Annotated in this window: 24 protein-coding genes and 2 pseudogenes; 5 read left to right on the top strand and 21 right to left on the bottom strand. The window is 39.1% G+C overall.

The features are described 5' to 3' along the window. Nucleotides 1-162: 162 nt before the first annotated feature. The 5 genes from NRI27_RS14245 to NRI27_RS14225 form a co-directional block, all read right to left on the bottom strand. Complete coding sequence (locus tag NRI27_RS14245; RefSeq protein ID WP_317945634.1) at nucleotides 163-1,248, bottom strand: AI-2E family transporter; 1,086 nt, start codon at nucleotides 1,246-1,248, stop codon at nucleotides 163-165. 275 nt (nucleotides 1,249-1,523) lie between these two features. Continuing rightward, on the bottom strand, nucleotides 1,524-1,874 hold the full coding sequence (locus tag NRI27_RS14240) for a DUF6568 family protein (protein WP_317945636.1): 351 nt from the start codon (nucleotides 1,872-1,874) through the stop codon (nucleotides 1,524-1,526). Nucleotides 1,875-1,929: 55 nt separating this feature from the next. Then, the gene (gshAB, locus tag NRI27_RS14235) at nucleotides 1,930-4,188 is read right to left on the bottom strand and encodes a bifunctional glutamate--cysteine ligase GshA/glutathione synthetase GshB (protein ID WP_371391326.1); all 2,259 of its coding nucleotides are present in this window, start codon (nucleotides 4,186-4,188) and stop codon (nucleotides 1,930-1,932) included. 129 nt (nucleotides 4,189-4,317) lie between these two features. Beyond that, nucleotides 4,318-5,151, bottom strand: a complete 834-nt coding sequence (fghA, locus tag NRI27_RS14230) for an S-formylglutathione hydrolase (protein WP_371391325.1) — start codon at nucleotides 5,149-5,151, stop codon at nucleotides 4,318-4,320. 5 nt (nucleotides 5,152-5,156) lie between these two features. Next, complete coding sequence (locus tag NRI27_RS14225) at nucleotides 5,157-6,272, bottom strand: S-(hydroxymethyl)glutathione dehydrogenase/class III alcohol dehydrogenase (protein ID WP_371391324.1); 1,116 nt, start codon at nucleotides 6,270-6,272, stop codon at nucleotides 5,157-5,159. A gap of 218 nt (nucleotides 6,273-6,490) precedes the next feature. Between NRI27_RS14225 and NRI27_RS14220 the strand changes: the two genes are divergently transcribed. Continuing rightward, nucleotides 6,491-6,859: a winged helix-turn-helix transcriptional regulator gene (locus tag NRI27_RS14220; protein WP_371391323.1), complete on the top strand. Its 369-nt coding sequence runs from the start codon at nucleotides 6,491-6,493 to the stop codon at nucleotides 6,857-6,859. 190 nt (nucleotides 6,860-7,049) lie between these two features. On the opposite strand, the gene NRI27_RS14215 is transcribed toward NRI27_RS14220, so the two are convergent. The 6 genes and pseudogenes from NRI27_RS14215 to NRI27_RS14190 form a co-directional block, all read right to left on the bottom strand. After that, the gene (locus tag NRI27_RS14215) at nucleotides 7,050-8,180 is read right to left on the bottom strand and encodes a DUF4179 domain-containing protein (protein WP_371391322.1); all 1,131 of its coding nucleotides are present in this window, start codon (nucleotides 8,178-8,180) and stop codon (nucleotides 7,050-7,052) included. Then, nucleotides 8,177-8,743, bottom strand: coding sequence for a sigma-70 family RNA polymerase sigma factor (locus NRI27_RS14210; RefSeq protein WP_317945641.1), 567 nt, complete (start codon nucleotides 8,741-8,743; stop codon nucleotides 8,177-8,179). Before NRI27_RS14210 ends, NRI27_RS14215 begins: the two co-directional genes overlap by 4 nt. Before the next feature lie 215 nt (nucleotides 8,744-8,958). Further along, a pseudogene (locus NRI27_RS14205) lies at nucleotides 8,959-9,030 on the bottom strand (GNAT family N-acetyltransferase); the annotation flags it as partial. Nucleotides 9,031-9,060: 30 nt separating this feature from the next. Continuing rightward, a complete protein-coding gene (locus NRI27_RS14200) occupies nucleotides 9,061-9,678 on the bottom strand; it encodes an NUDIX hydrolase (RefSeq protein ID WP_371391320.1) in 618 nt (205 codons plus the stop codon). Beyond that, nucleotides 9,675-10,318: pseudogene (locus NRI27_RS14195) on the bottom strand (HAD family hydrolase). The gene NRI27_RS14200 and the pseudogene NRI27_RS14195 overlap by 4 nt, the downstream one beginning before the upstream one ends. Before the next feature lie 182 nt (nucleotides 10,319-10,500). Further along, the gene (locus NRI27_RS14190) at nucleotides 10,501-11,349 is read right to left on the bottom strand and encodes a VOC family protein (RefSeq protein WP_371391319.1); all 849 of its coding nucleotides are present in this window, start codon (nucleotides 11,347-11,349) and stop codon (nucleotides 10,501-10,503) included. Between the two features lie 101 nt (nucleotides 11,350-11,450). Here NRI27_RS14190 and NRI27_RS14185 point away from each other — a divergent pair, with 101 nt between their 5' ends. Beyond that, nucleotides 11,451-11,774, top strand: a complete 324-nt coding sequence (locus NRI27_RS14185; protein ID WP_371391318.1) for a winged helix-turn-helix transcriptional regulator — start codon at nucleotides 11,451-11,453, stop codon at nucleotides 11,772-11,774. 64 nt (nucleotides 11,775-11,838) lie between these two features. Here NRI27_RS14185 and NRI27_RS14180 read toward each other — a convergent pair whose 3' ends face one another. The 6 genes from NRI27_RS14180 to NRI27_RS14155 form a co-directional block, all read right to left on the bottom strand. Next, entirely contained in the window at nucleotides 11,839-12,510 is a 672-nt protein-coding gene (locus tag NRI27_RS14180) for a DUF4956 domain-containing protein (protein ID WP_371391317.1), read from the bottom strand. Continuing rightward, complete coding sequence (locus tag NRI27_RS14175) at nucleotides 12,479-13,270, bottom strand: polyphosphate polymerase domain-containing protein (protein WP_371391316.1); 792 nt, start codon at nucleotides 13,268-13,270, stop codon at nucleotides 12,479-12,481. The genes NRI27_RS14180 and NRI27_RS14175 overlap by 32 nt, the downstream gene beginning before the upstream one ends. A gap of 242 nt (nucleotides 13,271-13,512) precedes the next feature. Next, the gene (locus NRI27_RS14170) at nucleotides 13,513-14,091 is read right to left on the bottom strand and encodes a nucleotidyltransferase domain-containing protein (RefSeq protein ID WP_371391315.1); all 579 of its coding nucleotides are present in this window, start codon (nucleotides 14,089-14,091) and stop codon (nucleotides 13,513-13,515) included. A gap of 106 nt (nucleotides 14,092-14,197) precedes the next feature. Continuing rightward, nucleotides 14,198-14,701: a GNAT family N-acetyltransferase gene (locus tag NRI27_RS14165; protein ID WP_371391314.1), complete on the bottom strand. Its 504-nt coding sequence runs from the start codon at nucleotides 14,699-14,701 to the stop codon at nucleotides 14,198-14,200. Nucleotides 14,702-14,725: 24 nt separating this feature from the next. Next, nucleotides 14,726-15,514, bottom strand: coding sequence for an alpha/beta hydrolase family protein (locus NRI27_RS14160; protein WP_371391313.1), 789 nt, complete (start codon nucleotides 15,512-15,514; stop codon nucleotides 14,726-14,728). 900 nt (nucleotides 15,515-16,414) lie between these two features. Next, on the bottom strand, nucleotides 16,415-16,897 hold the full coding sequence (locus tag NRI27_RS14155; protein WP_371391312.1) for a hypothetical protein: 483 nt from the start codon (nucleotides 16,895-16,897) through the stop codon (nucleotides 16,415-16,417). A gap of 145 nt (nucleotides 16,898-17,042) precedes the next feature. Here NRI27_RS14155 and NRI27_RS14150 point away from each other — a divergent pair, with 145 nt between their 5' ends. Continuing rightward, entirely contained in the window at nucleotides 17,043-17,177 is a 135-nt protein-coding gene (locus NRI27_RS14150; RefSeq protein ID WP_317945667.1) for a hypothetical protein, read from the top strand. Between the two features lie 165 nt (nucleotides 17,178-17,342). Here the strand turns inward: NRI27_RS14150 and NRI27_RS14145 are convergent, their stop codons facing one another. Both NRI27_RS14145 and NRI27_RS14140 read right to left on the bottom strand, forming a co-directional pair. Continuing rightward, complete coding sequence (locus NRI27_RS14145) at nucleotides 17,343-18,188, bottom strand: hypothetical protein (protein WP_371391311.1); 846 nt, start codon at nucleotides 18,186-18,188, stop codon at nucleotides 17,343-17,345. After that, nucleotides 18,181-18,699: a sigma-70 family RNA polymerase sigma factor gene (locus tag NRI27_RS14140; RefSeq protein WP_317945671.1), complete on the bottom strand. Its 519-nt coding sequence runs from the start codon at nucleotides 18,697-18,699 to the stop codon at nucleotides 18,181-18,183. The genes NRI27_RS14145 and NRI27_RS14140 overlap by 8 nt, the downstream gene beginning before the upstream one ends. 349 nt (nucleotides 18,700-19,048) lie before the next feature. On the opposite strand from NRI27_RS14140, the gene NRI27_RS14135 reads away from it, so the two are divergent. Together NRI27_RS14135 and NRI27_RS14130 are read left to right on the top strand one after the other, a co-directional pair. Further along, nucleotides 19,049-19,411, top strand: coding sequence for an FtsB family cell division protein (locus tag NRI27_RS14135; RefSeq protein ID WP_371391310.1), 363 nt, complete (start codon nucleotides 19,049-19,051; stop codon nucleotides 19,409-19,411). A 486-nt stretch (nucleotides 19,412-19,897) separates the two neighbouring features. Further along, nucleotides 19,898-21,544, top strand: a complete 1,647-nt coding sequence (locus NRI27_RS14130) for an SLC13 family permease (protein WP_371391309.1) — start codon at nucleotides 19,898-19,900, stop codon at nucleotides 21,542-21,544. A 55-nt stretch (nucleotides 21,545-21,599) separates the two neighbouring features. On the opposite strand, the gene NRI27_RS14125 is transcribed toward NRI27_RS14130, so the two are convergent. Next, on the bottom strand, nucleotides 21,600-21,785 hold the full coding sequence (locus tag NRI27_RS14125; protein ID WP_317945675.1) for a hypothetical protein: 186 nt from the start codon (nucleotides 21,783-21,785) through the stop codon (nucleotides 21,600-21,602). 21 nt (nucleotides 21,786-21,806) lie between these two features. Then, the gene (locus NRI27_RS14120) at nucleotides 21,807-23,006 is read right to left on the bottom strand and encodes an MFS transporter (RefSeq protein WP_371391308.1); all 1,200 of its coding nucleotides are present in this window, start codon (nucleotides 23,004-23,006) and stop codon (nucleotides 21,807-21,809) included. Between the last annotated feature and the right edge of the window lie 124 nt (nucleotides 23,007-23,130).

Below are 23,130 nucleotides of genomic sequence, written 5' to 3'. Positions count from 1 at the left end.
CTCCTTCGTTTTACATAGCATGTAACTACTTCTAAACAAGTTTACCACATTCGATTGAATTTTCGATGATTTTATTAATAGAAGTATATTGAGTAGCTTCTCCTACTTGAAAAACTGTATTTTAGAATGAAAAAACCCCCATAATAATGGAGGTTCCCTACCTTAACCCGCTACATCCTTCGTAGCGGCTCGTTTTATTTTCATTCGTTGTTCATACACATTGCGCACGATCACTTTCGCTACTGCATAGACCGGGATGGCAACGATGATGCCTACAAATCCTGCAATATTTCCCGCAGCTAAAATAATTGTGATGACCGTGAGTGGATGGATGTCGAGCGATTTCCCCATGACGTTTGGTGTGATGAGGTTGCTGTCAATCTGTTGTGCTACCAACGTGACGATTGCGACAAGAATGACCATTTTTGGTTCATCCAGAAATGCAATGACGACAGCTGGCGTGACCGCAATCCATGGACCAATGAATGGAATGAGGTTCATGAATAAAGCGAATAGCGCCAACAACAGTGCATACTCCAATCCAATGATCTTGTAGCCGATAAAGATCAACATTGCGAGAATCGCGCTGATTAAAAATTGACCTTGAATATAAGAGCGAAGAACATTGTCAATGTCACTCAGCGTTTTCTTGACCCATTCTCTACGTTCTCCGGTAAATAAATTGTAAATGACCGGCGCAAATTTTTCGTGGTCTTTCAACATGAAGATGAAGAAAAACGGCACTAAAATGAGCAAAAATACTGCTTGGAATAGCGATTGTAAAAACTGAACAATCCACTTTCCGAAGTTTACCGCAATCGTTTGTAACGAGTCCGCAGCAGCATCAAGCGATTCTTCCAGTTTCTCCGGCAATTCGCCCTTTTGGTCAAGGAACACATCTTTCATCTTATCTAATTCTTTTCCAATTGCCGGTGCGTTTTCAACGAGTTTATTCACCTGTTGCGTGACAGGTGGACCAACAATTGCAAAGAAGCCCCAAGCAACGAGCGCAAGCGCTACAAGGATGGACACGATACTTGCCCAACGAGGAAACTTCCGCTTTTCTAAAAATCGTTGAATCGGTTCGGTCATGTAGTACAGCACGCCACCGAGCAAAAGCGGTAAAATGATCGCTTTAATAATGATGATAATCGGAGCGAACAAGAAACTGATCTCCAGGAAATACTTAATGACCAATATTGCTAACAGGATTCCTACTCCGACTTGGAACCATAATTTCTTCGTCAATCTTCCACTTCCTTTACCAATTATGTACATTACTTCTTAGTATACGGTTTATTACGGTCGGTGTCGAAAATAGTTTCACGATCACGTAGAAATTAGGAAGATTTTCTTTCTAGCATGTCCATAAATCTTCTTCTATAGAATTTTATCCATTTTTTGAGGTGACGATACTTTCACGTCAATACAAGCATTCATTCATCACATGCTAAAAACCGCGTGTAACCAAGACTCAACAGTTTGGTTTCACACGGTTTTCTGACAACTTCTCATCGATATAATCAGTCTTTCATAAAGTTTTCAATTTCTTCTTCAGTCATCGAAGAATCACATCTAACTTTAACGTCGCTGCCTTTTGTATAAATGAAACCAGGAACAGTCGGAATATCGTACTCTTTCCGAAAAGCAGTAATCCCGTCCATGTCCGATGGATCCACACTATCTACATAGTAGACAAGTGTATCTGTTTTATCCGCAACTTTTTTCAGCTTTGGAATGAACAATTGACAATACGGACAAACCGCCTTGCCAATGTAAATGACCGCCTCTCCGTCACCTTTGACCAATTCTTGTGCTTTTTCTGCAGTAATCTTCTCAAAACTTGCTACTGTTTCATTGTAAGTCGTATTCATCCAACATGCTCCTTTCATGATTGTTTTTGCGACTAAAACCTTGTTAAACGAAAGATTATCCTACTTCAGGAAAAAGTAAGCGTAAAATGTGTTGCGTTACGCGTCTAGATTCTCCTTTATACGGATAAATATGCATATACATCGATGGATTAAAGTTTGCTTCAATGATTCCGTATGCATTTTCATCCGTTGCAGGCACTTCCGTATTTTCAATAAGTAAATCAATGCCACAAATTCGTGCACCGATTGCAGTCACCGCTTCCGCTGCGATCTTTTTGTAATCATCCGGAATTTGATCCGTAACGTCAATCGAATCTCCACCTGTACTAATGTTCGAGTTTTCGCGTAAATAAACGATCTCTCCACTTTTAGGAACAGAACTGATTTCAAAACCTTGACCTTTTAGCATCAGCTTTTCCAGTTCTCCTAATTGGATAATCTCTAACGGCGTACGGTGGTCTCTCCCTCTTAGTGGATCACGATTTTTCTGGGCGACTAATTCTTCAATTGTCTGTTTGCCGTCTCCTTCGACATTCGCAGGCACTCTTAATAGAACCGCAAGCACTTTACCGTCTACAACGAAAAAACGGTACTCTGTTCCGTGTATGAATTCCTCAAGCAATACCGAAGAATCTTCTTTAAAAGCAAGTGAAATGGCTTTCTCGTAGTCTTCGTATGCTGCACCTTCTTTAAAGATGGAAATGCCTAAACCATAATTTGTTGACTTTGGTTTCACAACAAAAGGTTTCGTTGAAAATTGTTGATAGGCACGCATTGCTTGTTCTTCACTTTGAAATTCTTCACCTTGTGGCACGCGGTAACCATGTGCATGAAGAATCTTCTTAGTAACTGTTTTATTCTCCATTATGAGTGACGAAATATACGTATCTTTACTTGTCATATTGCCGTTTTTCACGTATTCCACATGTTCATTGACTTGGAGTTTAATGAACTGCTCTTGACGATCTATAATGTCGACTTTAATACCTTGTTGCATTGCATCAAAAAGCAAAATTTGCGTTGAGAGCTCCATATCCGTGAAACCTGCTAACTGATAAGGATGCTTCCAAGCAGTATCGTAATTATCCTTCGCAAAAGTTGTTGCGACTTGACGTTGCTCGCCAGTACCGATTTGTTCCACTAGTCTACCTGCTAACGTCAACGTTGGTTCTTCGATCATATTTTTGACGTTTTCAAACAATGATTCAGGAACTTCTAGCTTAAACTTCTGGACAAACTGCTCCATCTCTTCAACGATTGTACGTGCTTCCTTATGAAATACCGTTTTTTCCAGAGGATGTTCTAACGCAACGGTATTATTGTTTAAATCCCCTTCTTGCACCCACTCATCGGAACATGCCCCTTCTTCTTTCCAAAGAAGATACACTAAAAAAACATGTAAAAACTTGGCCTGTTCGTAGCTAATGCCGTTCAGTTCAAAAGGATTCAAATCGATATTTCGTAATTCGATGTACTGAATTCCATGATTCTGTAAATCTGCAACCCGCTGCCCACCACGTAATCGAACCGGTGAATAAAACTCTTTTTCCTCCACCAACTGCCCATTTTTCACCAAGGTTGTGAGGTCTGAAACATAGTCGTGAATACTATTAAAGGATACTTTAACATCCTCACGATTTGTATAACCGAATTTGCTGTTTCGTAAGCTTCTTACCGGCTCATTCGTCGTATTTTCCTCGAAAAAGTTTTGTTCACTAAGTGGAGATGCACCGAACAAATAAGTATAGAGCCAACGATAATGCAAATAATTTCTTGTCACTTTTAAATAGACTGCAGTTTTAAATTGATCATAATCTGCAATTTCTGTTTGTGCAGAAAACAGCGCTTTCAGCAGTTCCTCGCTAAACTCAAAATTAAAATGAATCCCACTAATCATTTGCTTTCTACGGCCGTATGATTTTGCTAACGCTTGGCGATATTCCACACTGGCCGGATTATTCAGTTTGGCAATTAAAATCTCTTCTTCATTTTGAGGAAGCGCAGGAGGCATGCTTAATGGCCAAAGCATTTCATCTTCACTGATCGATCGATACGTGACATCATGAATGGCAGATAAGAAATTAAGTAGCTCTTCCAAAGACTCGGTTACAGGCGTGATTAACTCCATTTGGGTTTCAGAAAAATCACGCTGTATATAAGGATGATGATCTTGCACCGATAAGCTGCTTGGATGATCCGTTTTGGCTAAGTTTCCTGAAAGGTCTACACGGTGACTCTCCTTCTCTACTCCAAAACGTGCTTTCCCCAAAAATGGCATCACGCGACGATCATCCAGTAATTGTTTGAAATCCATTTAATAGCCTCCTTCATACTGGCTTGTAGCAACTTCCCGTTCATAACGAAAAGCACCAAGCGAAAATATCCACATTGACGAATCATGTGGATATTTTCATACGTGCACTATACGTAACTGCGGATTGTTTTATTGAAAGTGGTTCATATGGAAAGCGAAATGCTCCTCTAAGAAAGTTGCAATAAAATAATAACTATGATCATAACCTTCTAGTTTTTTATATTGCACTTCCTGGTTTGCTTGGCGGGCATTCGCAAGAAAATCCGTCTCTTCCAATTGAAGTGGATAAAAATTATCCGCACTCCCTTGCATGATTAGTATAGGAGGAACATTTCCATCCTTTATCAACTCTGCAGCGTCCCATGATTTCCAGTCGGATTGATTTTCACCTAAGTACGCTGTAAACGCCTTAATGCCCCAAGGTGATTTACTTGGATGCAAAATCGGTGAAAATGCGGAAATCGCTTTATATCTGCTTGGATTTTTCATGCCGATTACGAGCGCTCCATGTCCGCCCATGGAATGCCCCATTATGCTCTCTTCACCTGAAAAGTTCGGAATTAGCATCTTCGCAATTGCTGGTAATTCTTCAACGATGTACGTATACATTTGATAGTTCTTTGCCCACGGTTCCTGCGTTGCATTCACATAGAATCCTGCACCTTGCCCTAAATCATAGCCATCATCATTTGCTACCTGTTCTCCACGAGGAGATGTATCCGGCATGATGACAGCTGTTTGATAGTGATCTGCGAGGCGTTGGAACCCACTTTTGTGGCTAAAGTTATCATCCGTACATGTTAAGCCTGAAAGCCACCAAATAAGAGGAATGGGCTTTTGACTTTCATTTGAAGGCAAATAGAGACTAAATGTCATATCGCACTGCAACACTTCTGAAAAGTGACGATACTTATTATGCTGACCACCGAATGAACGATGCTGTTCAATAAGCTCTACACTCATTTAAATCACTCTCCATATGTCAATATTGTACGGATCGACTCACCTTTGTGAAGTAATTCGAACGCTTCGTTGATCTCTGTAAAATCCAAGTGGTGCGTAATGAAAGAATCTAAGTCAATTTCACCATTCATATAGTCATTTACCATACCCGGTAATTCAGTTCTTCCTTTTACGCCTCCAAAAGCAGAACCTCTCCACACGCGTCCTGTCACTAATTGGAATGGACGTGTATGAATTTCTTTCCCGGCACCTGCAACACCAATAATTGTACTTTCACCCCAGCCTTTATGGCAACATTCAAGGGCTGCTCTCATCACTTCTACATTTCCAATACATTCAAAGCTATAGTCAACGCCACCGTCTGTCATTTCGACGATGACTTCTTGGATTGGTTTATCGAATTTAGCAGGGTTTACAAAATCCGTTGCACCCATTTTCTTCGCTAATTCAAACTTGTCTTCATTCAAATCAATAGCAATAATTCTTCCTGCTTTCGCTTGCACCAACCCTTGAATAACTGCTAATCCGATAGCACCTAATCCGAATACAGCTGTCACAGACCCTTCTTCTACTTTCGCCGTGTTGTGTACTGCTCCAATTCCAGTCGTCACACCACATCCAAACAAGCAGACTTTATCAAGCGGGGCTTCAGGGTCAATTTTAGCTAATGAAATCTCGGGTACCACTGTATATTCACTAAACGTACTTGTTCCCATGTAGTGATAAATAGGCTCTCCATTGTAAGAGAAGCGCGTTGTACCATCCGGCATGAGACCTTTACCTTGTGTTTCACGAACTGCGCTACATAAGTTTGTTTTCCCCGAACGACAGAATTTACACTCTCCACATTCAGCTGTATATAACGGAATGACATGGTCGCCCGGTTGGACAGTTGTAACTCCCTCACCAACTGCTACAACAACGCCAGCACCTTCATGGCCTAACACTGCTGGAAATACGCCTTCAGGATCATCGCCTGATAATGTAAAAGCATCTGTATGACAAACGGAAGTATAAAGGATTTTCACTAACACTTCTTTTGCTTTCGGTTCTGCTACGTCAATCTCCACGATTTGTAGTGGTTCACCCGGTTTAAACGCTACGGCCGCTTTACTTTTCATTAAACATCCCTCTTTCTAATTATTGTATTTACTGTATCCATCATGGCATGCGGACATACAATATTTCAATACTGACATTTTTGTCACTATGAACATAAAGCATAATAAGTTATGATGTATCACATAATGCACTTTACTCTTCTTATATTTGCATAGTAAAATTCTAATGGCAATACTGACATTTTTGTCAGCAAGGAGATTATTTAAAGGATAAAGGAATGAAAAAATTGGAGATTACGTATAAAGAAAAAGAGTTTTATACAAGTAAAGATTTGGCTCTATCTGTTATCGGAGGCCGTTGGAAAATCGCAATAATTTGGTGCTTACTACAGCAATCCCCTTTAAGACTAAGTGAAATACAAGAAAAACTTCCAGATGTTAACCAACGAATGTTGATCCGGCAGTTAAGAGAACTGGAAGACGATCATATTGTTACGCGATTTGTCTATCCTGTCGTTCCCCCAAAGGTTGAATACGAGTTAAGCGAAATTGGACGTCGTTTAGAACCCGTTGTTACGTCCATCTGCAATTGGGGTGATCAATTCCTGAACCATGTCGAAAAGAATGAAAACGAAAGTCACTCATAGTCTTCATCGGAAAGTTCATAAACATTGTGGAGAGAAATCGGATTGTAAAACCGCGTGAATCGACGTTTACAGAACTCCGATTCACGCGGTATTTTTTATACAATTCTAGACGCGCTAACTCCCCACGAGTAGACTGAATAAAGCAATAGAGACATCTATTTACTAGTGAATAGATGTCTTATTGCTTAAATTAGTTACTATCCAATTCAATAATAATGTCTTCCAGTGTAAATTCTTCTCTACCCTTTCCTTCCTTTGTAGGATTGGTAATTTTTTTCACCGTTTGGTTCGCACCGTTTCCGGTAATTGCGACACCACCATGATTTTCTGCTGTATACTCAATCATTGTCACATAAGGTGTAATAATTAGCTTTGTCGCATTCGGATCCAACTTTTGAAATGTCTTACTCCAGTTCATTTGCGTATCATTTACATTACCATACCCACCATTTCCAAAACCTTCATAGCGATTTCCTAAATCATCTCTAACTTCAATTTCAACATCGACATTGTGCCATTTATCGCTAATTTCTTTAGAAACTAGTTGATTATAGTACACAATGAAAGACATTGGGGTTACTGAAATTTTATCAACCGTTACTTTCACCCCATCCTGTTCAGCACTTTGGCCAAATAGCTGAACATCATTAGCAGATGCTTTTAATGAAAGAGAGAAATTCCATTTTCCTTTAATTTCTTCTTGTGTTTCCTCAATTGTAATATGGTCAACTTTCCATTGTACCTTTACACTTTTTGGATTCTTTTCATCTAATCTACTTCCCGTAATTAAGCCCACATATTGATTTTCGCCTACTTGTGAAATTTGATTACTTACTGAACCACCATTTGTCCCTTTAATATCCAAATAACCACCTGCAAACGGCTTTTCCCCCAAATCTTTTTCACTTTCCATGGAGTAGGTCAGTAAAACGGTTTTCCCGTCGTATATTGCATCATTTATGGTAATTTCCACGCCATCACTTTCCTCCGTCAAATTGACTGCGCTGGAATACTCTTGATAATTGTCGTAGATGCCCGTTCTTCCATTGTCTAAAAACCTAAAAACATCACCGATAATCGGTATGTTTCCAGCATGAGCAGGAAAAGCCAGGCTTAATGTAGAGACTGCTAATCCACATACAACTACAGCTGCTACTACTTTCATTTTCCATCCCTGTTTCTTCCTCTTTCGACGTATTGATGCTTTTAATTTCTTTTTCGCTTTGGCTCTATCAAATTCACTAATCTCCATTTCTTCCATTTCACTATCATTAAAATCCATTTCATTTAATAACTGATATATATCTTTTTTATCTTTCATAACACAAAACCTCCTGCTTTAAGATCAATCGCTTCCTTCAACAATCTTTTCTTGCCACGAAACACCCGATTGTCTATTGCGGTTATACTTAGACCTGTTTGTCTGGAGATGTCTGCCGTCTTGTAGCCTAAGAAGAATTTCATCAAAAATATATCTCGATCAATGGGCTCTAGTTGATTGATGAGCGTAATCAATTCTGTTCGATCTTCCATTTTGATTAATTCCTCTTCAATGGACATTTCGGCATTCAAATTCATATGTTCCGAAGTAATCTCCACCTGTTTCACTGCTTTTCTGTAGTAATCGATGGATTTGAATTTAGCGATTGCACAAATCCATTTTCTGAAATCCGTTGCGTCTCCGCGGAACTTATCTGCGTTGTCCCAAATGGATAGAAATACATCATTCACACATTCATCCACAATCCCTTCGTTTCCAAGAGGGGAGAGCACCTTGTACGTAATTCCTTTTATTAACGGTAAGTAGGCGTCCACAATGAATTCTAGCGCGTCCTCTTTTTGTTTCTGTAATCTTCGGATAAAGTTTTTACTAGTTGACTTCATTTACAAATCCCCTTATTTTTTGTAAAAGCTTTTACACCTTATACAACGTACGGAAAAATTTAATCTCTCACATTTTATTGTTATGTATGCTAACATCTAGTTTTCCAAAGTAAAAAGCGATTCCCTGAGTGATAAATCGCATAAAAAACTGAAGTCATCAACAAAAAAACACTGATACGAAATCAGCGTTTTTAAACTACAGTTTCCCTATTCATCTAAAATTTATAATACCAAAAAATCGCGATTTCATTAGCTGTTGGGGAGTTTGAATAAAGGATTGTATCAACTAACCTCTATGCCATCATTACAAATTAATCTTAATCAAATAGTGTTTCTTTTTCAGGAGTCCGCAAAAATTCAAAGAGTGTCTTAATTTGACACTCGGTATTTCTATTCGTAGAAAGCTGCGGTAAATTGTGTTCCGAAAAAAATTGAATTTTATTCGTTTCAATGCCTGTAGTTGCTTCTCCTCCAACAATCTCACATAAGATAAATATCTTATAGTAGTGATATGGTTCTGGAGGGTGTGGGTGTTTATTCTTATCCAATAACGCAAGTAATCTGATTGGAACTACATCATATCCGGATTCTTCTTTTATTTCCTTTACTACATTCTCTGAAGGGGATAATTCAATGTCACAAAACCCTCCTGGCAAAGCCCATTTATCATCAATATTTTCTTTCACCAGTAAAATCTGTTGGTTTTTAAACACTACACCTCGAACATCAACTTTAGGCGTTTGGTATCCTTTTTCATTCGCAAATAAATCTTTAATTTTGCTCATCTCAAGTTCAGTGTAAGCTGACATTATTTCTACACTAATTGTACGTAATTCCTCATAACGCTCAATGTCATACATATCTTTCGAAAAAGTTAATCCCGCCTGAGACAAAGCTTGAATTCTTTTTGCCCACTCCAACCATTGATGTTTCATAAGGCACCTGCTTTAAGAAACCTTCTAAATTCCTTTACACTTTTGATGACCAAATCAGGTTGTTCGCTAAATGCAGGTGTTTGATATTCAGGTAACCACTGTACGCCGATTGTATAGACATTAGCTTGTACACCGGCAACTATATCAGCATCACTGTCTCCAATATAAATCGCCTCAGAATTTGCTACTTGTAAAAGAGACAAGGCTTTCAGTAAACCCTCTGGATGAGGTTTAGGTTTTATGACATCATCACCCGTTATTATCACATCAAATAAATCTTCCATATTTAGTGCTTTTAGAGAGATATCTAAACTTCTTTTAGCCTTTCCTGTAAAAATCCCTGTTTTATGTCTGCTTCTTTCAAGGACTTCAGTAAATTAAGAATTTCAGGATTGACATCTACTAAGCTTTGATGTGATTCCGAATATTTTTCATAGAAATATTCAATTGCTTCTTCCTTATTAGGATGTAAAAGATTATTTCGAATAATTCCTGTTTCAGAAGGGCCAAACATTTCTTTAATGGTATCCGAAGAAAGTTCCCTCTTATCAAATTCTTTAAATACAGATTGAAAAGCATAAAAACAAATCGGTAAAGTATTTGCTAATGTTCCATCAAAATCAAATACTACAGCATTCATAATTAGCTCCTTTGGGTTTAGCATGAGGACAGCAATCTTCACGCATTTAGTAATAGTCTATATAAGTATTCTATATTTTTGTATAAAACCCTTCTTTCTTATAGCTATTTTCACTGTAATTGACTTGACGAAGATTAATAAAACCAAGATTCAATTCATCACGAATATTTTAGTGCATATTCTTATACGTCCAATCTCAAGACAATACGATTGCCTGAAGGGTCTTCCACGCGAAACGTTGCATCAATACGCTCAACGATATGCTCGAGCTCTTGAACGTTTTTTATCGCTTCTTGCAAAGTTTTTTCATCTGGATAAACGAGCGTAAATGCGTCCATTCCAGCACTTCCTTCAGTAGGACGAGGTGCATTCATCCCATTCCACGTATTTAATCCAATGTGATGATGGTAGTTCCCATTCGCCATGAATAATGCTTGCGGGTAATGGCTCACAACTTTGAAACCTAACGCTTCATAGAACGCTTTCGTATCCCCTAAGTTGGCTACATGTAGGTGAACATGCCCCATGACTGTGTCTGCCGGGAGGCCATTCCATTCCTCATTCCCACTTTCAGCAACGACGCCATTCGCGTCTAATGGGTCCGTGCTCATTGCCACGAGCTCATTTTGCCACTTCCAGGAATCAGGTTCACGATCGCGATAGATTTCAATTCCATTTCCATCAGGATCATTTAAATACAGCGCTTCACTCACAAGATGGTCTGACGCCCCTAATGGCACTTGATTCCGTGAAAAGTGCTTAATCGCTTTTCCAAGATCCGCGCGTGTCGGTAGTAAAAGAGCCAAATGATAGAGCCCCGTCCGTCTCGGTTCTTTGGGCAGTATCGCTTCCGGTTGCTCCAATACGAGTAAAGGTGTCTTCCCATCTGCTGTCAATACTACTTGGCCACTTCCTTTTTCCAAGACACTGAACCCAATAATTTCTGTATAAAAGTCTGTTAATTTGTTAAGATCTGTTACCTTTAAACGGACTTCTCCGGTATAAATATACGGTCGTTGATGAAATTTCATTTCCATTCCTCCTGGTAAGTTACTTACTTTATGTAACTAACTTTATATGCTACAATGGATATTGTCAACAACAAACGATTAGAAGCGAAAGGACCTTTGCCATGAATAACTTTGAACTATGCCCACGATTTGAAAAGGCCATTGCCATATTGAGTCAGCGTTGGACAGCCTTAATTTTGTATCAATTGATGTCTGGACCACAGCGATTTTGCACGATGACCGAGAAATTAGGCGTGAGCGGAAAAACGTTAACGGAACGCTTAAAGGATTTGGAGCAACAAGGTTTTGTCGTTCGCGAAGTATACCCTGAGACACCAGTACGGATTGAGTATTCATTGACCGACAAGGGGATGTCTTTGACACCGATTATGCAAGAAATTGAAAAGTGGTCGAGTGAGTGGATAGAATCGAGTTCTACTCAGTAGTCCGAAACCCATAAAAAAACCACTCCCCTACAGCATTAAGGGTGAGTGGTTTAGTAGTTAGTCATTATAAATAAGACAGCGACACTTTTAAGTTCGCATTACGTTCGCGAATTGCATCTAGTAGAACTTGATCCTTCGTGTTTACCTTACTACGAATGGCAAATGTATATAAAATCATCGTTCCTAAATTGGTCGTCTCCACTTGGCGCAATTGGTGGAAATCTGTCAGCTCCCTAAGAATATCCTCGAACAAATCTTCATGATTCAAGTTTTCAGGTACAGTCACTTTTAAGATTTGCGTGTCTTTCCCTTTGCCATAGTCAAATTTAAATAACAAATAGAAAATCAGACTAGCAAATACAGTTAGGACAATTGCCAACTCAAATTGAAATAATCCCGCCGTCATACCGACACAAAGACCAAAGAAAATATAGGCAATATCCTTGGCATTCGTTACCGCACTTCTAAAACGAATTAACGAAAATACAGCGAATAAACCAAACGCCACACCTGCATTCCCACTAACCACATTCATGACGACAGATACGACGACAGACATCATGATAATCGTATGCACGAATGCTTGCGAATACCGTTCCCCTGTAAATGTTGATATGTACACCTTCGTAATGATTAAACTTAATACTGCAGCTAAAGCCATTGCCGCGATACTCATTAGAATCGTTGGCTGCCCTTCTAATCCGTTAAATGAAAACAAGTTGTTGATCTGTTGCATCTTCCATTCCTCCAATAGTTGTTTTCTCTCGAACTACCTGTGGTGCCACAACACCCTTTAATAATTCTGTACTCGTGCAAAACTTCGAAGCACTTCGTTGTTCGCACTCCAAACTTTGTAGAATTCGTGCGAGCCATAAAGGCACACTGTGTTCAACCTTCACTTCCAATACGACAAGATCTTCGTCAATGAAATAATCACCATACGGACCGTGTTCAAGCATTAAGTCCTCTCTTCTACATCGCAAGTCAAAGTCGAACGTCATTCGTAAATCCGCGTTATCGACACCATGCAGTGCGTGTCTGTTGTAGCTAACAATCATTTCTGGTTGCAACTCGTAATACCTACGAAAATAATCAATTTCTTTTAGCACTTGATAATTCGTCGTATCATACTGACTCAAGCCTGAATCAGTATCCGCAGACAAATAGCGATATGCTTCTTTTAGCGGCAAGAGCATACGCCTCTTATTCACCACTTTGTTATGCTTTTGCTTCACTTCAAAAAAAGCAGTGCTTTCCGGAGTTGCCTCATCGTACACGCGCAATCTCAACTTTTGGCGATACTTCAACTTGTTTTTCGTTTCAAAGTAAATCGTCCGATCCGGATTATCGAAGTATAAGCTTGTGACGGTATACCGGCCATCTGTCCCGTTTTTATCATTTCTCATTATTGGTCCAATCTGCTCAACTAATTGCTCATATTGGTTTCGGGTAATCAAATATTTTTGTTCTTTCCGACAAAATATCTCAATTGCCATGAGACCGTCCCCTTTCTCTTTTAGTGACTTACTTAACCGATAGCTATAATCATAGACTCACTGAATTTGAATTCACTGTGAGATAGATTAGAAATTGGTGAGGAATATATAGAAATTTAAAGTTACATATGCATAAAAAACCGATTGCAATTATGCAATCGGCTTCTAATAAGTAGAACTGTATGGCACTCGTCTTTGTTAATTGAGAAAACCATTTTAACGCTTCATTATCATCATTCGATTCATACCAGCTCTCCTTGCAACTCAGAAATCCACAAATGACCAGGAACATGAACCTTAAGTGCATCACAAAGCCATTCCTGATCCTCTTTGCCAATCAAACCTTTTACCGCAAGAAAGTCCGCATGATCTTTCTCTCGTGTGTTGTTAGCCTTATACAAGAGCACGATAGCTGGATGTAAAAGAGGGATTCCTTGTGGAGACTTTAAGAATAGCGCTGAACTTGGAAAGCTGATCCTCGGATCCCTTCTAAAAATCCATTGATCATTGACCACTTCATTCAACAGCAGCTCCAATTGGTCACCATAACTTTGATGCGTTCCATGCAATTCATGAATCGGCAATTCCAATGTCTCTGGACCCCAGTCAACAAATTGATGCTTTACAACTTTCTTGAATGACCAGTCATGCAGCAATCTTTTTAGTCCATGCTGATCCTCCCGAAGTATGGCAATTTCAATATCTGAATGCTCTCGGGTTACCTGTCCAACAAAAAGATCAATTGCCCACCCACCTGCAATTCCCCACGGTCGGTCGTAGGCCTCCATCCAAATTGCTACTTTTTCAAATGGACTTAGCATTATATTAATCCCCTCCAATTAAGGCTGTTTCGATGACGCAACAGAGTGAGAACAAAGATGAATCAAAATGAGTACTTCATGTCGTTTATTGCGCTCAGATTTGACCTTATTCAGCATGAAATAAAACCATCAAATCTTCATCATAGTAATCATCACCTAGCTGTAATGCTCGTTTCTCTGTTCCATAACATTCAAATCCCATTACAGAATAGAGTTTTTTCGCTGGCTCATTTGTCGATACGACCGATAAATAAACCTGCTCGACACCTTCTATTTCTTTTGCCTTCGCAATCACTTCTTCTAGTAAAGCTTTTCCAATCCCCATGCCGCGTTTTTCAGGCGAAACATACATAGCTACAATAGTTGCTTTATGACGGAGTTTAATCTGCTTTTCTTTTATGAGCGTAACGACTCCTACAAGTGTCCCCTTGTCAAAAGCCCCAAACGTAAACGAGTCTTCGGATTGAAACCGCATTATGTATTTTTCAATAGGTTGTTCTTTTTCTTCTTCAAAGCTAGCAGCAAATGCCACAGGATTTTTTTGTAAAGCTTCTAGCCGTAGATTAAAGTATTCTTCAGCATCAAGTGCTTGTAAAAGTCTTATCTTCATAGTATCGCGCCCCCATAGATATGATTAAATTCTTTTAAAAAACTCTAGTGAACTAATGACTTCTTTCCATGCGACGGAAGAAGGATCGATAACCATAAAGTGTTCCACTTCTGGCAGTACAACTAAACTCACTTCATCGCCCAGTTCAATAGCTCTTCGAGAATACTCAACGCTCAAACCAACTGGAACGTGCCGATCCACTTCACCATGAAGTAAAACTTGAGGAATACCTAAAGGCAATAATTCAACCGGGGAAGCAAGATGATATCGCTCAGATACTTCTTGAGGTGAGCCACCGATAAAAGAAGTTACTGGACTAATCATCCCTTTACGTTCATGCGTTTCTACCATTTTTCTTAAATCTAGAACTCCCGCTAAACTTATTACTCCTCGTATCGAGATATGCAACGACTGTTCCATCTCACTCATTTGTCGATTTTTATTTTGAGCAGCTACCCATAAAGCTAATTGCCCTCCGGCGGAATGTCCCAACACAATGACTCGGGACAAATCGAGCTGAAAACGGTCCACAAGTTGGCCAAGGTGATTGACAGCATCTAGTATGTCGCCCAATGTTCCGGGCCAACCGCCTCCTTCTTCACCTACTCGACGATACTCAATATTCCAAGTAGCGTAACCACGCTTCGTTAAATCCTCAGCAAGAGGCGTATTTTCTTCAAGGTCGTACTTCGATTGCCAAAAACCTCCATGAATTGTTATCACAACTGGACTTGGTTCAGCTATTGCCGGCATCCGTAATACACCGTATTGGGATGGATGGTCTCCATAGGGTATGTGAAATTTTTTTACCATTTTAAGATCCCCTTATCGATTATACAATTAATTTTTAACTGCTCTATACTTTAGAACAGCAGCTGTTTTTAATTAAATTCAAATCGCGTTGTCTTTGCTGAGTTGCAGTAGTACAAATTGAGATAAAAGAGGGTCATATTTATTTTGACCCTTTGAGAAATACTTATTTCGTACCATCAACACTTTTTATTACTTTCAACATCATTTTTGCTGCGGCACGATGTCCGTAAAACTGATTGACCGTCCCCGTTAAATATAGATCAGTCTTTGGATGGTAAAATGAAAATGCGCCTGTTTGTCCCCAATGGCCAATGTTACGTAGCCTATACCACTTCCTACGGTAACTGCAGATAGCAATGAAATCGGTAAAAACATAGATAAAATTACACCGATTTAACAAATGTAAACGAATCTTCAGATTGAAACCGCATTATGTATTTTTCAAAGTTGTTCTTTTTCTACATCAAATGGCTATAAAAGTCTTATCTTCAAAGTTTTGCTCCCTCACGTGTCCAATTTTCTGTTTCTCTACATCTTATTTAGTTTACAACAATTTAATAAATAATCTAACATCTTTATTTTCGGCAAAAATATTTTTATGAATGAAGGGGTCTCTTTGTTTTAGCAAAGCCTCTTGTTGGATCATTACATTTATTTATTATTTTATATTTATTCAGACTTTTGTATTTGATTCTGGACAAATAGCAAAGGATTTTTAAATCGAAAGTAACTCGTGAAAAATTATGTACAGATAATCCTAACGGTTCGGTCGATGGGAAGATCTGATTTAATAGTGAAGTGGCTATATAAAATACAAATAAAAACGCTCAAAAACGAGCGTTTTTTCGAAATATTTTACCAATCTTATTGAACGGAAGCCCTCGTTAGTTGAACAAGGAATTATTTAACTTCCGTAATTTTAGAAACAGGAATTTCAAACTTTGTTTCTAATACGTCATCTGAATCCAAGGAAAAATTAGCAATAGCTTCAAATTCATAAGTACCTGTCTTTAATTTAAGTTTTTCTATCCCTTCAAATTTTACTATGTGAGGTTCATTCTGAATCAGAGTTGTTGTTATTAATGGTTGAGTCATAGCACCAAAATATTCAAAATCACCATCTTGTTGATAGACATTAAAGAAAAAAATACTTCCACCATGATATATATCTTTTTCTGCTGCTTCTCCTATATAAGTAATCGTGGCATAAACATTAAGGTCTTTTTCAACATTTATTGTTACTTTGAAATCATCTACCTGTTTAGAGTCATTGGTAATTTTCGGTTCACCACTTACATTTTCTTCATTGTTGTTATTTTTCACACAGCCAAATAGTCCAAAAATCAAAATTATAGAAACAACGATAAATAATCTTCTAATCATTCCCACCCCCTTTTACGATTAGACGGAATCCTAGTCGGTTTGTTTCATGCTTCAATCATAAAAATGAAGTGACTATGGATAACTTCAACCTTTTAGGGCACCTTAACAGAGATCCACAATCCACAGTGAGAAAGGTGGCTTTTTAATGAAGAAAATGGCGATTGCGGCATTAGGCATTGGAGCGGCCTATCTGATGCGAAATAAAGATGCCAGAGGAAAGCTGATGAAACAGTTTGAATCCCTCGCAGAACCATTCACCTCGAAAAACGGATCAGCATAAAAAGTCTTTCTCACAGATAAACGGCATCCTTCAACGGGGTGCCGTTTTTTCGTTAGCGTCTGTTTAGTTTCTCCTCTATTTGAATTTCTATGTGAATTGAGGTTACTTTCACTCAAGATAAATCCTTAGATTGGCCATCTGGCGTCTTCTTCCATTTACTATTTGTCATACAGTAGCTACATCACGAGCTATTCCTATAAGAAACCATTCTCCGTCTCTTTCTTGGTAGATGAACCGCAGTGATTGGAATAAATGCTCGGTTTCTCCTGGCGAATAGTATTCTACGTATTTAGCATCGGGGTAAAATTCATGGACGGTATTGATAACACCCGCAAAATTCTCTGCTGGTTCATTAAAAGTAACAATACTATAATCTACATCTCTCCATCCCCATCTTCGTAAGAGGAACTGCTGAACATATTCATCTAAAGACATTTCAAATTCTTTTTCTGATTCATCCATTCCCCATACATACTTTGTATCATTTTTTTTACTTATGTCCTTCTTTGATAAGTTGACATATTTCCCTCCATAGCCATCGGGATGACCAAAATCCGCATAAAAAGCAAAGGTAACACCATGTTCTGGATCAACCTTTTCAGCTATTTTTTCGTAGTTGGACTCCTTTAACAGGGAAAAAAGTTCTTCCGTCAATGCTAATAACTTTTTTTCAATTTCTTTTTCTGAACTGTTTTCCGCGCGGTCATATTTTTCAATTTCTTCATCAGGGATTAAAGATCCTTCAGAATTCTCGAGTTTTGGATGCGAAATGTGTGTTTGATTGATAACTTCATTGTTCTCTCTTTCAACTGAAATATAATAAAAGAATGCACCACCGAACAGCAGAAAGAGTAAAGATACTGATGGGATTAAACGTGTGGGCGCATACTTCTTTCTTTTTTCACGGTTAGTGTATAAACCATTTAGAAACCTTTCCTTCATTGCAGGGTCATACATTTTTTCTTTTCCAATATAATTATCGATAGCTTCCTTGATTTTTTTGTCATCCATTCAGAAATACCTCCTTAGCCTTCAGCTTCTCCTTCATTCGCTGTCTAGCTCTTCGAAGTCTAGTTTTAATTGTGGTTGTCCGGCAGTCTAGAATTTCTGCTATCTCATCTATTGTGTAATCTGCATAATAATATAAAACGAGTACTTCACGATATTTCACAGGAAGTTCAAGTACTTTTTTTCCAAGTTGGTCTTCTTCACTTTTGGTTACAATAAGTGCTTCAGTAGAAGATGCTCTATGAATTGTTTCAGCTATTCTATTTGTAAGGAGCGTATTTTTATAGTGCCAGCTTCTTAAGTAGTCATGACTGCGATTTATTGTCATGCGATACAAATATGTTTTGTAACTTGCCTCACCCCGGAAATCCGCTCTTTTCTCATACGCACGCATGAAAACGTCCTGCACAATGTCCTCAGCAGTCTGATAGCTCTTTACGTATGTAAAAGCTAACCGCAATAGAGACTCTCCATAATCATCTAGAATGCTCCCGAAATCATTGTTATTTTGCATGATTAACTGTTAACACCTCCCTGACTTTATCTGTTAGACGGAGTGGAGCAACTTTCGGCTTCAAAAAAACATGCTCAACTCTTGGCTCTTGTAGAAAAATACTAAAATACATATTTAACAGCATGTCGATACTCAACCAAAGCAACTTACCCAATAGATGGAAGGACATAAATATTTTTCAGCTTCAATTTCCAGAACAAATTATGACTTGATCATCATTTAAAAATCTTTTCCAGGAGAACGAATTATTGAAACTTTCAATCCTTTCATACCGTCTAATGTCTACCTACGCTAGAGCAGGTAGAAGAAGATTCACCCTATTATTATAAAATTGGAAGGTTGGATTTACATGAAAAGAATATTGGCGTTTGCTTTTATTTTGTTGTTTGTAGTCGGTTGCTCGAATGATGATAAATTGAATCAAACAGTTATAAAATACGAGAATAAAATTGAAAATCAAGAAAAGGAAATCCAGGAGTTGAAAGAAGAGAATGAACAACTTAAAACGGATATTGCAGAATATAGTAGTTACTTACAGGTTGCTGATCGCCAATCGAGAAATATTATGGGCTATATTTCGGATGGAAAGTTCGAAGAGCTAAAAAAGGAATACAACGTAGAGTTTAATCTAAGGATGATAAAATTGATTTTGGCGTACCAGAGAGCAACCTTCCATTTCCTATTAAACTATCTGGATATCCAATGCATATAGCTAGTTTTTCTATGCACCCTGATGGTGTGGATATCAATTACTTTATTTATGATCTTGAGAAAGAAGAAAGCCATTTAATTAATATGTCTTTTGCCAAAGACAGAGAGTTTGAATTCATATTCTTTGGAGGTAGATAAAGTAAGCACAAAATATCGGAAGGGTTAAAAGACGACGTAAGAACAGAAATCATGAAGTGGAGAAATAAAAGAAAGATTTATCTTCTTTTATTTCTACATTAACACTTTTAGATGAAAATGCTCAAACAACGATGGATTATAAATTTCTACTGCAATTGCTTCCCCTGCTATTTTTTGAACGCCCTCTGTTTCCAAACGAGAAGAAGGGTCTTTAAGCAACCAACCGATTGGTTCCCACCTCCTATAATCGACAGCATTTTACTAATTCCAGCTTGATTCGACAATGATAGATTAGTATACTTACTAAAAACAGAATTTAAAATTCTCTAACAAAAGGGAGGAATTTAAAGTGTTGTCGTCTACTTGGAACCGTTTATGGGACATGCATGACCAAGCAAAAGGTTTATTTCGGTTTTTCTTTCAGCCAAATTCGTCTGAAGTTGCTTCAGGGGGAGGGGGTGGACAGGCGGTTGGTGTAGGAAATGCCGGTGGCGGCAAAGATCCACGAAGCTATTCTCCAGCACAATTGGTTGGTCTCATTGTAGGACCGCTATTATTTTTCATAACGTTATTGTTTTTCAAACCAGAAGGGCTATCTCCAGAAGGCGTCGCTATTTTAGCAAGTACAATGTGGATTGCGACTTGGTGGATTACTGAAGCCATTCCAATCCCCGTTACATCACTGTTGCCGCTCGTATTATTCCCACTTTCAGGTGGGTTGGACGTGAAGGCGACTGCATCTGCTTATGGAGATGAAACCATCTTCTTATTCATGGGTGGATTCATGATTGCGCTAGCAATGGAGAAATGGAATTTACACCGACGGATTGCGTTGACGATTATTTCTGCAATCGGTACGAATATGGACCGTATTGTTCTCGGGTTCATGGTGGCTACAGGGTTTTTATCGATGTGGATTTCCAATACAGCAACGGCCATGATGATGGTACCGATTGGACTTGCCATTATCTATCAAATTTCTGATGCTTTACGTGATGACCCTTCCGTTGATACGTCGAAAGAAAATTTCGGTTTTGGCAAAGCACTCATGCTCGGAATTGCCTACTCCGCATCGCTTGGAGGTGTCGCAACATTGATTGGTACGCCGCCAAATACTTTACTCGCTGGAGCGATCGATAAATTGTATGGCATAGAATTATCCTTTGCAAAATGGATGCTGTTTGGCGTGCCTCTCGCATGGACCTTCATATTTATCGCGTGGTTTTATCTTGTTAAGTTTGCGTATCCGTCCAAATTGAAAACGTTACCTGGTGGGCGTGCAGTCATTGATAATGAAAAGAAAAAGTTAGGTAGCGCATCTGCTGAAGAGATACTGGTTCTTATTATTTTCATCTTGGCCGCTTTCGCCTGGATTTCGAGAACGTTCCTTCTGTCTAAGTTCATCGACGGGATTAGTGACGGTGTCATTGCAATGGTTTTTGCCATTTTGCTTTTCATTGTTCCATCCGTAAACAAGAAGGGCGACCACCTGCTTGACTGGAACACCGCAGTCAAATTACCGTGGGGCATCTTATTGTTATTTGGTGGAGGACTAGCAATTGCTGCTGGTTTCGTCAGTTCGGAATTATCGGTATGGATCGGCTCTCAATTATCGGGATTGCAAGGCGTTCATATTCTCGTCGTCATTTTAATTGTCGCGACACTTGTTATCTTCTTAACGGAAATTACATCGAACACTGCGACGGCATCCATGATGTACCCAATTATGGCTGCACTCGCTGTTGCACTCGGTTTTCACCCATACGCATTAATGATTGCGGCAGGGGTTGCTGCATCTTGTGCATTCATGTTACCGGTTGCAACGCCGCCAAACGCCGTTGTATTCGGCTCCGGCTATTTACGCATTCCGGATATGGCAAAAGCCGGTTTGGTACTCAATATTATCGGCGTTCTGTTAGTAACTGCTGCCATCTATTTCTTACTCCCGGCTGTATGGGGCATTGACCTCCATAGCATTCCGGAAACCTTTCAGTAAAATCAAATGAAGAAACCGCATGGAATCAAAGATTTGGCTCAATGCGGTTTGTTTATTAAAATGCAACGAAGGCAGGCAGTAACAAGCTTGCAGCAAGTAAAATCACCGCAGCAACTTTCGACTGTTGAGCAAGCCGTTCATCGCCCGACTTTATATGCTGAAAAAACGTCAAGGTGAAATAAAAACAAAGTACAATGAGGGCAGTGGATAGTATAGATAGCCCGAATAATGCGCTCGTCAATTCCTCACTCCCTCCTACAAATCAACGCACTCCATGCGCTTTCTTTCTTTTATTAAACCGAATAATACTGACATATACGACGGGTAAGATTGCTGTGAACGCAATAAGAACACTCCATCCTCCCGCTTCAAAAAGTGGACTGAGCAACGTACTTCCCATTGCTACACCGATGTAATAGGAGACGAGATACAAACTGGACGCGCTCCCCTTATGATGTGTCGCTTCTTTGCTGACAGAAGCTGCTGTCAATGAATGAGCTGTGAAAAATCCAAGGCAAATGATACATAAGCCGATAACAATCAATTCAAGCGGGGCAAACAAAGTCATTGCAATGCCCGTTGATAACAGAATGACACCGACTAATCTTACATTTCTAAGCCCATACTTGCCCGCCAACCAACCTGCAAGCGGTGCACCAACTACTCCAAACCCATACGCTAAATACATATATGAAATGGTGTCTAGTGATAGTGAATAAGGCGGCTCCATGAGATGAAACGGCAAAAACGTCCATACACCTGTGAATGCTAATTGGAGCACAACCCCTAACCCAAAAACGAGCAGCAACGAAGGATTTTTCAAGTGGAACATGAATCCTTCGATATCCTTCTTCATTCCATTGGCACTCGGGACAAACTTCTTGGATTTTGGCAATACAAACAGCAGAATCCCCCAGAGGACAGCACCAAATATAGCGAGTATGTATAACGATGTCTGCCACGTATATTGTTCAGCGACAAAACCTGTCAAAAAACGACCAATCATGCCCCCCAAACTATTAAAAGAAATATACGTTGCAGTTGCAATGCTAATATATCGTACATGTATTTCCTCACTCATATACGCAAGGGCAGCCGCAGGAACACCTGCTAAAGCAAATCCTTGGAGGAAGCGGAACAGGATAATGACAAAAAAAGAATCTGTTAAAGGGATTATGAAGAAAGGGATGACGGATCCTATCAGTGATAATTGTATGTAAAGCCTTCTTCCATTTCGATCGGAGAAAAAGCCAAGAACCACCAAACCAACAATAAGACCGATTGTCGTTATCGACATCGCTGTACTCGCATAGGATACAGATATCCCAAACTGCTTTGTAAATAAAGGTAGCAACGGCTGCATGGAATACATCGCCGCAAATATAAATACAGACGCCATTCCTAATCCAAAAACAATTTTCCAAAACTGAATATCTTTTGGTGTGTACCCTTCCTGTTGCATGTTCCCACATCCAGTCGTCAGACAATTTTATAGGTTCATTATAGCACTCTCCACCCTCAGTAGAAGGATATTTAAAAATCTTCTAAAGAAACAGCCCTTTGTGAAAGGAATTTTCATACAAGCT

Source organism: Sporosarcina sp. OR05, assembly GCF_041414805.1.
Classification (GTDB): domain Bacteria; phylum Bacillota; class Bacilli; order Bacillales_A; family Planococcaceae; genus Sporosarcina; species Sporosarcina saromensis.
The sequence above is the reverse complement of the archived record's forward strand: the minus strand, read 5'-3'. Positions and strand labels throughout refer to the sequence as shown.

Coding starts and splice junctions, on each gene's coding strand:
- NRI27_RS14240 (WP_317945636.1), bottom strand. CDS start 1,874: ATGAATACGACTTACAATGAAACAGTAGCAAGTTTTGAGAAGATTACT.
- gshAB (WP_371391326.1), bottom strand. CDS start 4,188: ATGGATTTCAAACAATTACTGGATGATCGTCGCGTGATGCCATTTTTG.
- fghA (WP_371391325.1), bottom strand. CDS start 5,151: ATGAGTGTAGAGCTTATTGAACAGCATCGTTCATTCGGTGGTCAGCAT.
- NRI27_RS14225 (WP_371391324.1), bottom strand. CDS start 6,272: ATGAAAAGTAAAGCGGCCGTAGCGTTTAAACCGGGTGAACCACTACAA.
- NRI27_RS14220 (WP_371391323.1), top strand. CDS start 6,491: ATGAAAAAATTGGAGATTACGTATAAAGAAAAAGAGTTTTATACAAGT.
- NRI27_RS14215 (WP_371391322.1), bottom strand. CDS start 8,180: ATGAAAGATAAAAAAGATATATATCAGTTATTAAATGAAATGGATTTT.
- NRI27_RS14210 (WP_317945641.1), bottom strand. CDS start 8,743: ATGAAGTCAACTAGTAAAAACTTTATCCGAAGATTACAGAAACAAAAA.
- NRI27_RS14200 (WP_371391320.1), bottom strand. CDS start 9,678: ATGAAACATCAATGGTTGGAGTGGGCAAAAAGAATTCAAGCTTTGTCT.
- NRI27_RS14190 (WP_371391319.1), bottom strand. CDS start 11,349: ATGAAATTTCATCAACGACCGTATATTTATACCGGAGAAGTCCGTTTA.
- NRI27_RS14185 (WP_371391318.1), top strand. CDS start 11,451: ATGAATAACTTTGAACTATGCCCACGATTTGAAAAGGCCATTGCCATA.
- NRI27_RS14180 (WP_371391317.1), bottom strand. CDS start 12,510: ATGCAACAGATCAACAACTTGTTTTCATTTAACGGATTAGAAGGGCAG.
- NRI27_RS14175 (WP_371391316.1), bottom strand. CDS start 13,270: ATGGCAATTGAGATATTTTGTCGGAAAGAACAAAAATATTTGATTACC.
- NRI27_RS14170 (WP_371391315.1), bottom strand. CDS start 14,091: ATGCTAAGTCCATTTGAAAAAGTAGCAATTTGGATGGAGGCCTACGAC.
- NRI27_RS14165 (WP_371391314.1), bottom strand. CDS start 14,701: ATGAAGATAAGACTTTTACAAGCACTTGATGCTGAAGAATACTTTAAT.
- NRI27_RS14160 (WP_371391313.1), bottom strand. CDS start 15,514: ATGGTAAAAAAATTTCACATACCCTATGGAGACCATCCATCCCAATAC.
- NRI27_RS14155 (WP_371391312.1), bottom strand. CDS start 16,897: ATGATTAGAAGATTATTTATCGTTGTTTCTATAATTTTGATTTTTGGA.
- NRI27_RS14150 (WP_317945667.1), top strand. CDS start 17,043: ATGAAGAAAATGGCGATTGCGGCATTAGGCATTGGAGCGGCCTATCTG.
- NRI27_RS14145 (WP_371391311.1), bottom strand. CDS start 18,188: ATGGATGACAAAAAAATCAAGGAAGCTATCGATAATTATATTGGAAAA.
- NRI27_RS14140 (WP_317945671.1), bottom strand. CDS start 18,699: ATGCAAAATAACAATGATTTCGGGAGCATTCTAGATGATTATGGAGAG.
- NRI27_RS14135 (WP_371391310.1), top strand. CDS start 19,049: ATGAAAAGAATATTGGCGTTTGCTTTTATTTTGTTGTTTGTAGTCGGT.
- NRI27_RS14120 (WP_371391308.1), bottom strand. CDS start 23,006: ATGCAACAGGAAGGGTACACACCAAAAGATATTCAGTTTTGGAAAATT.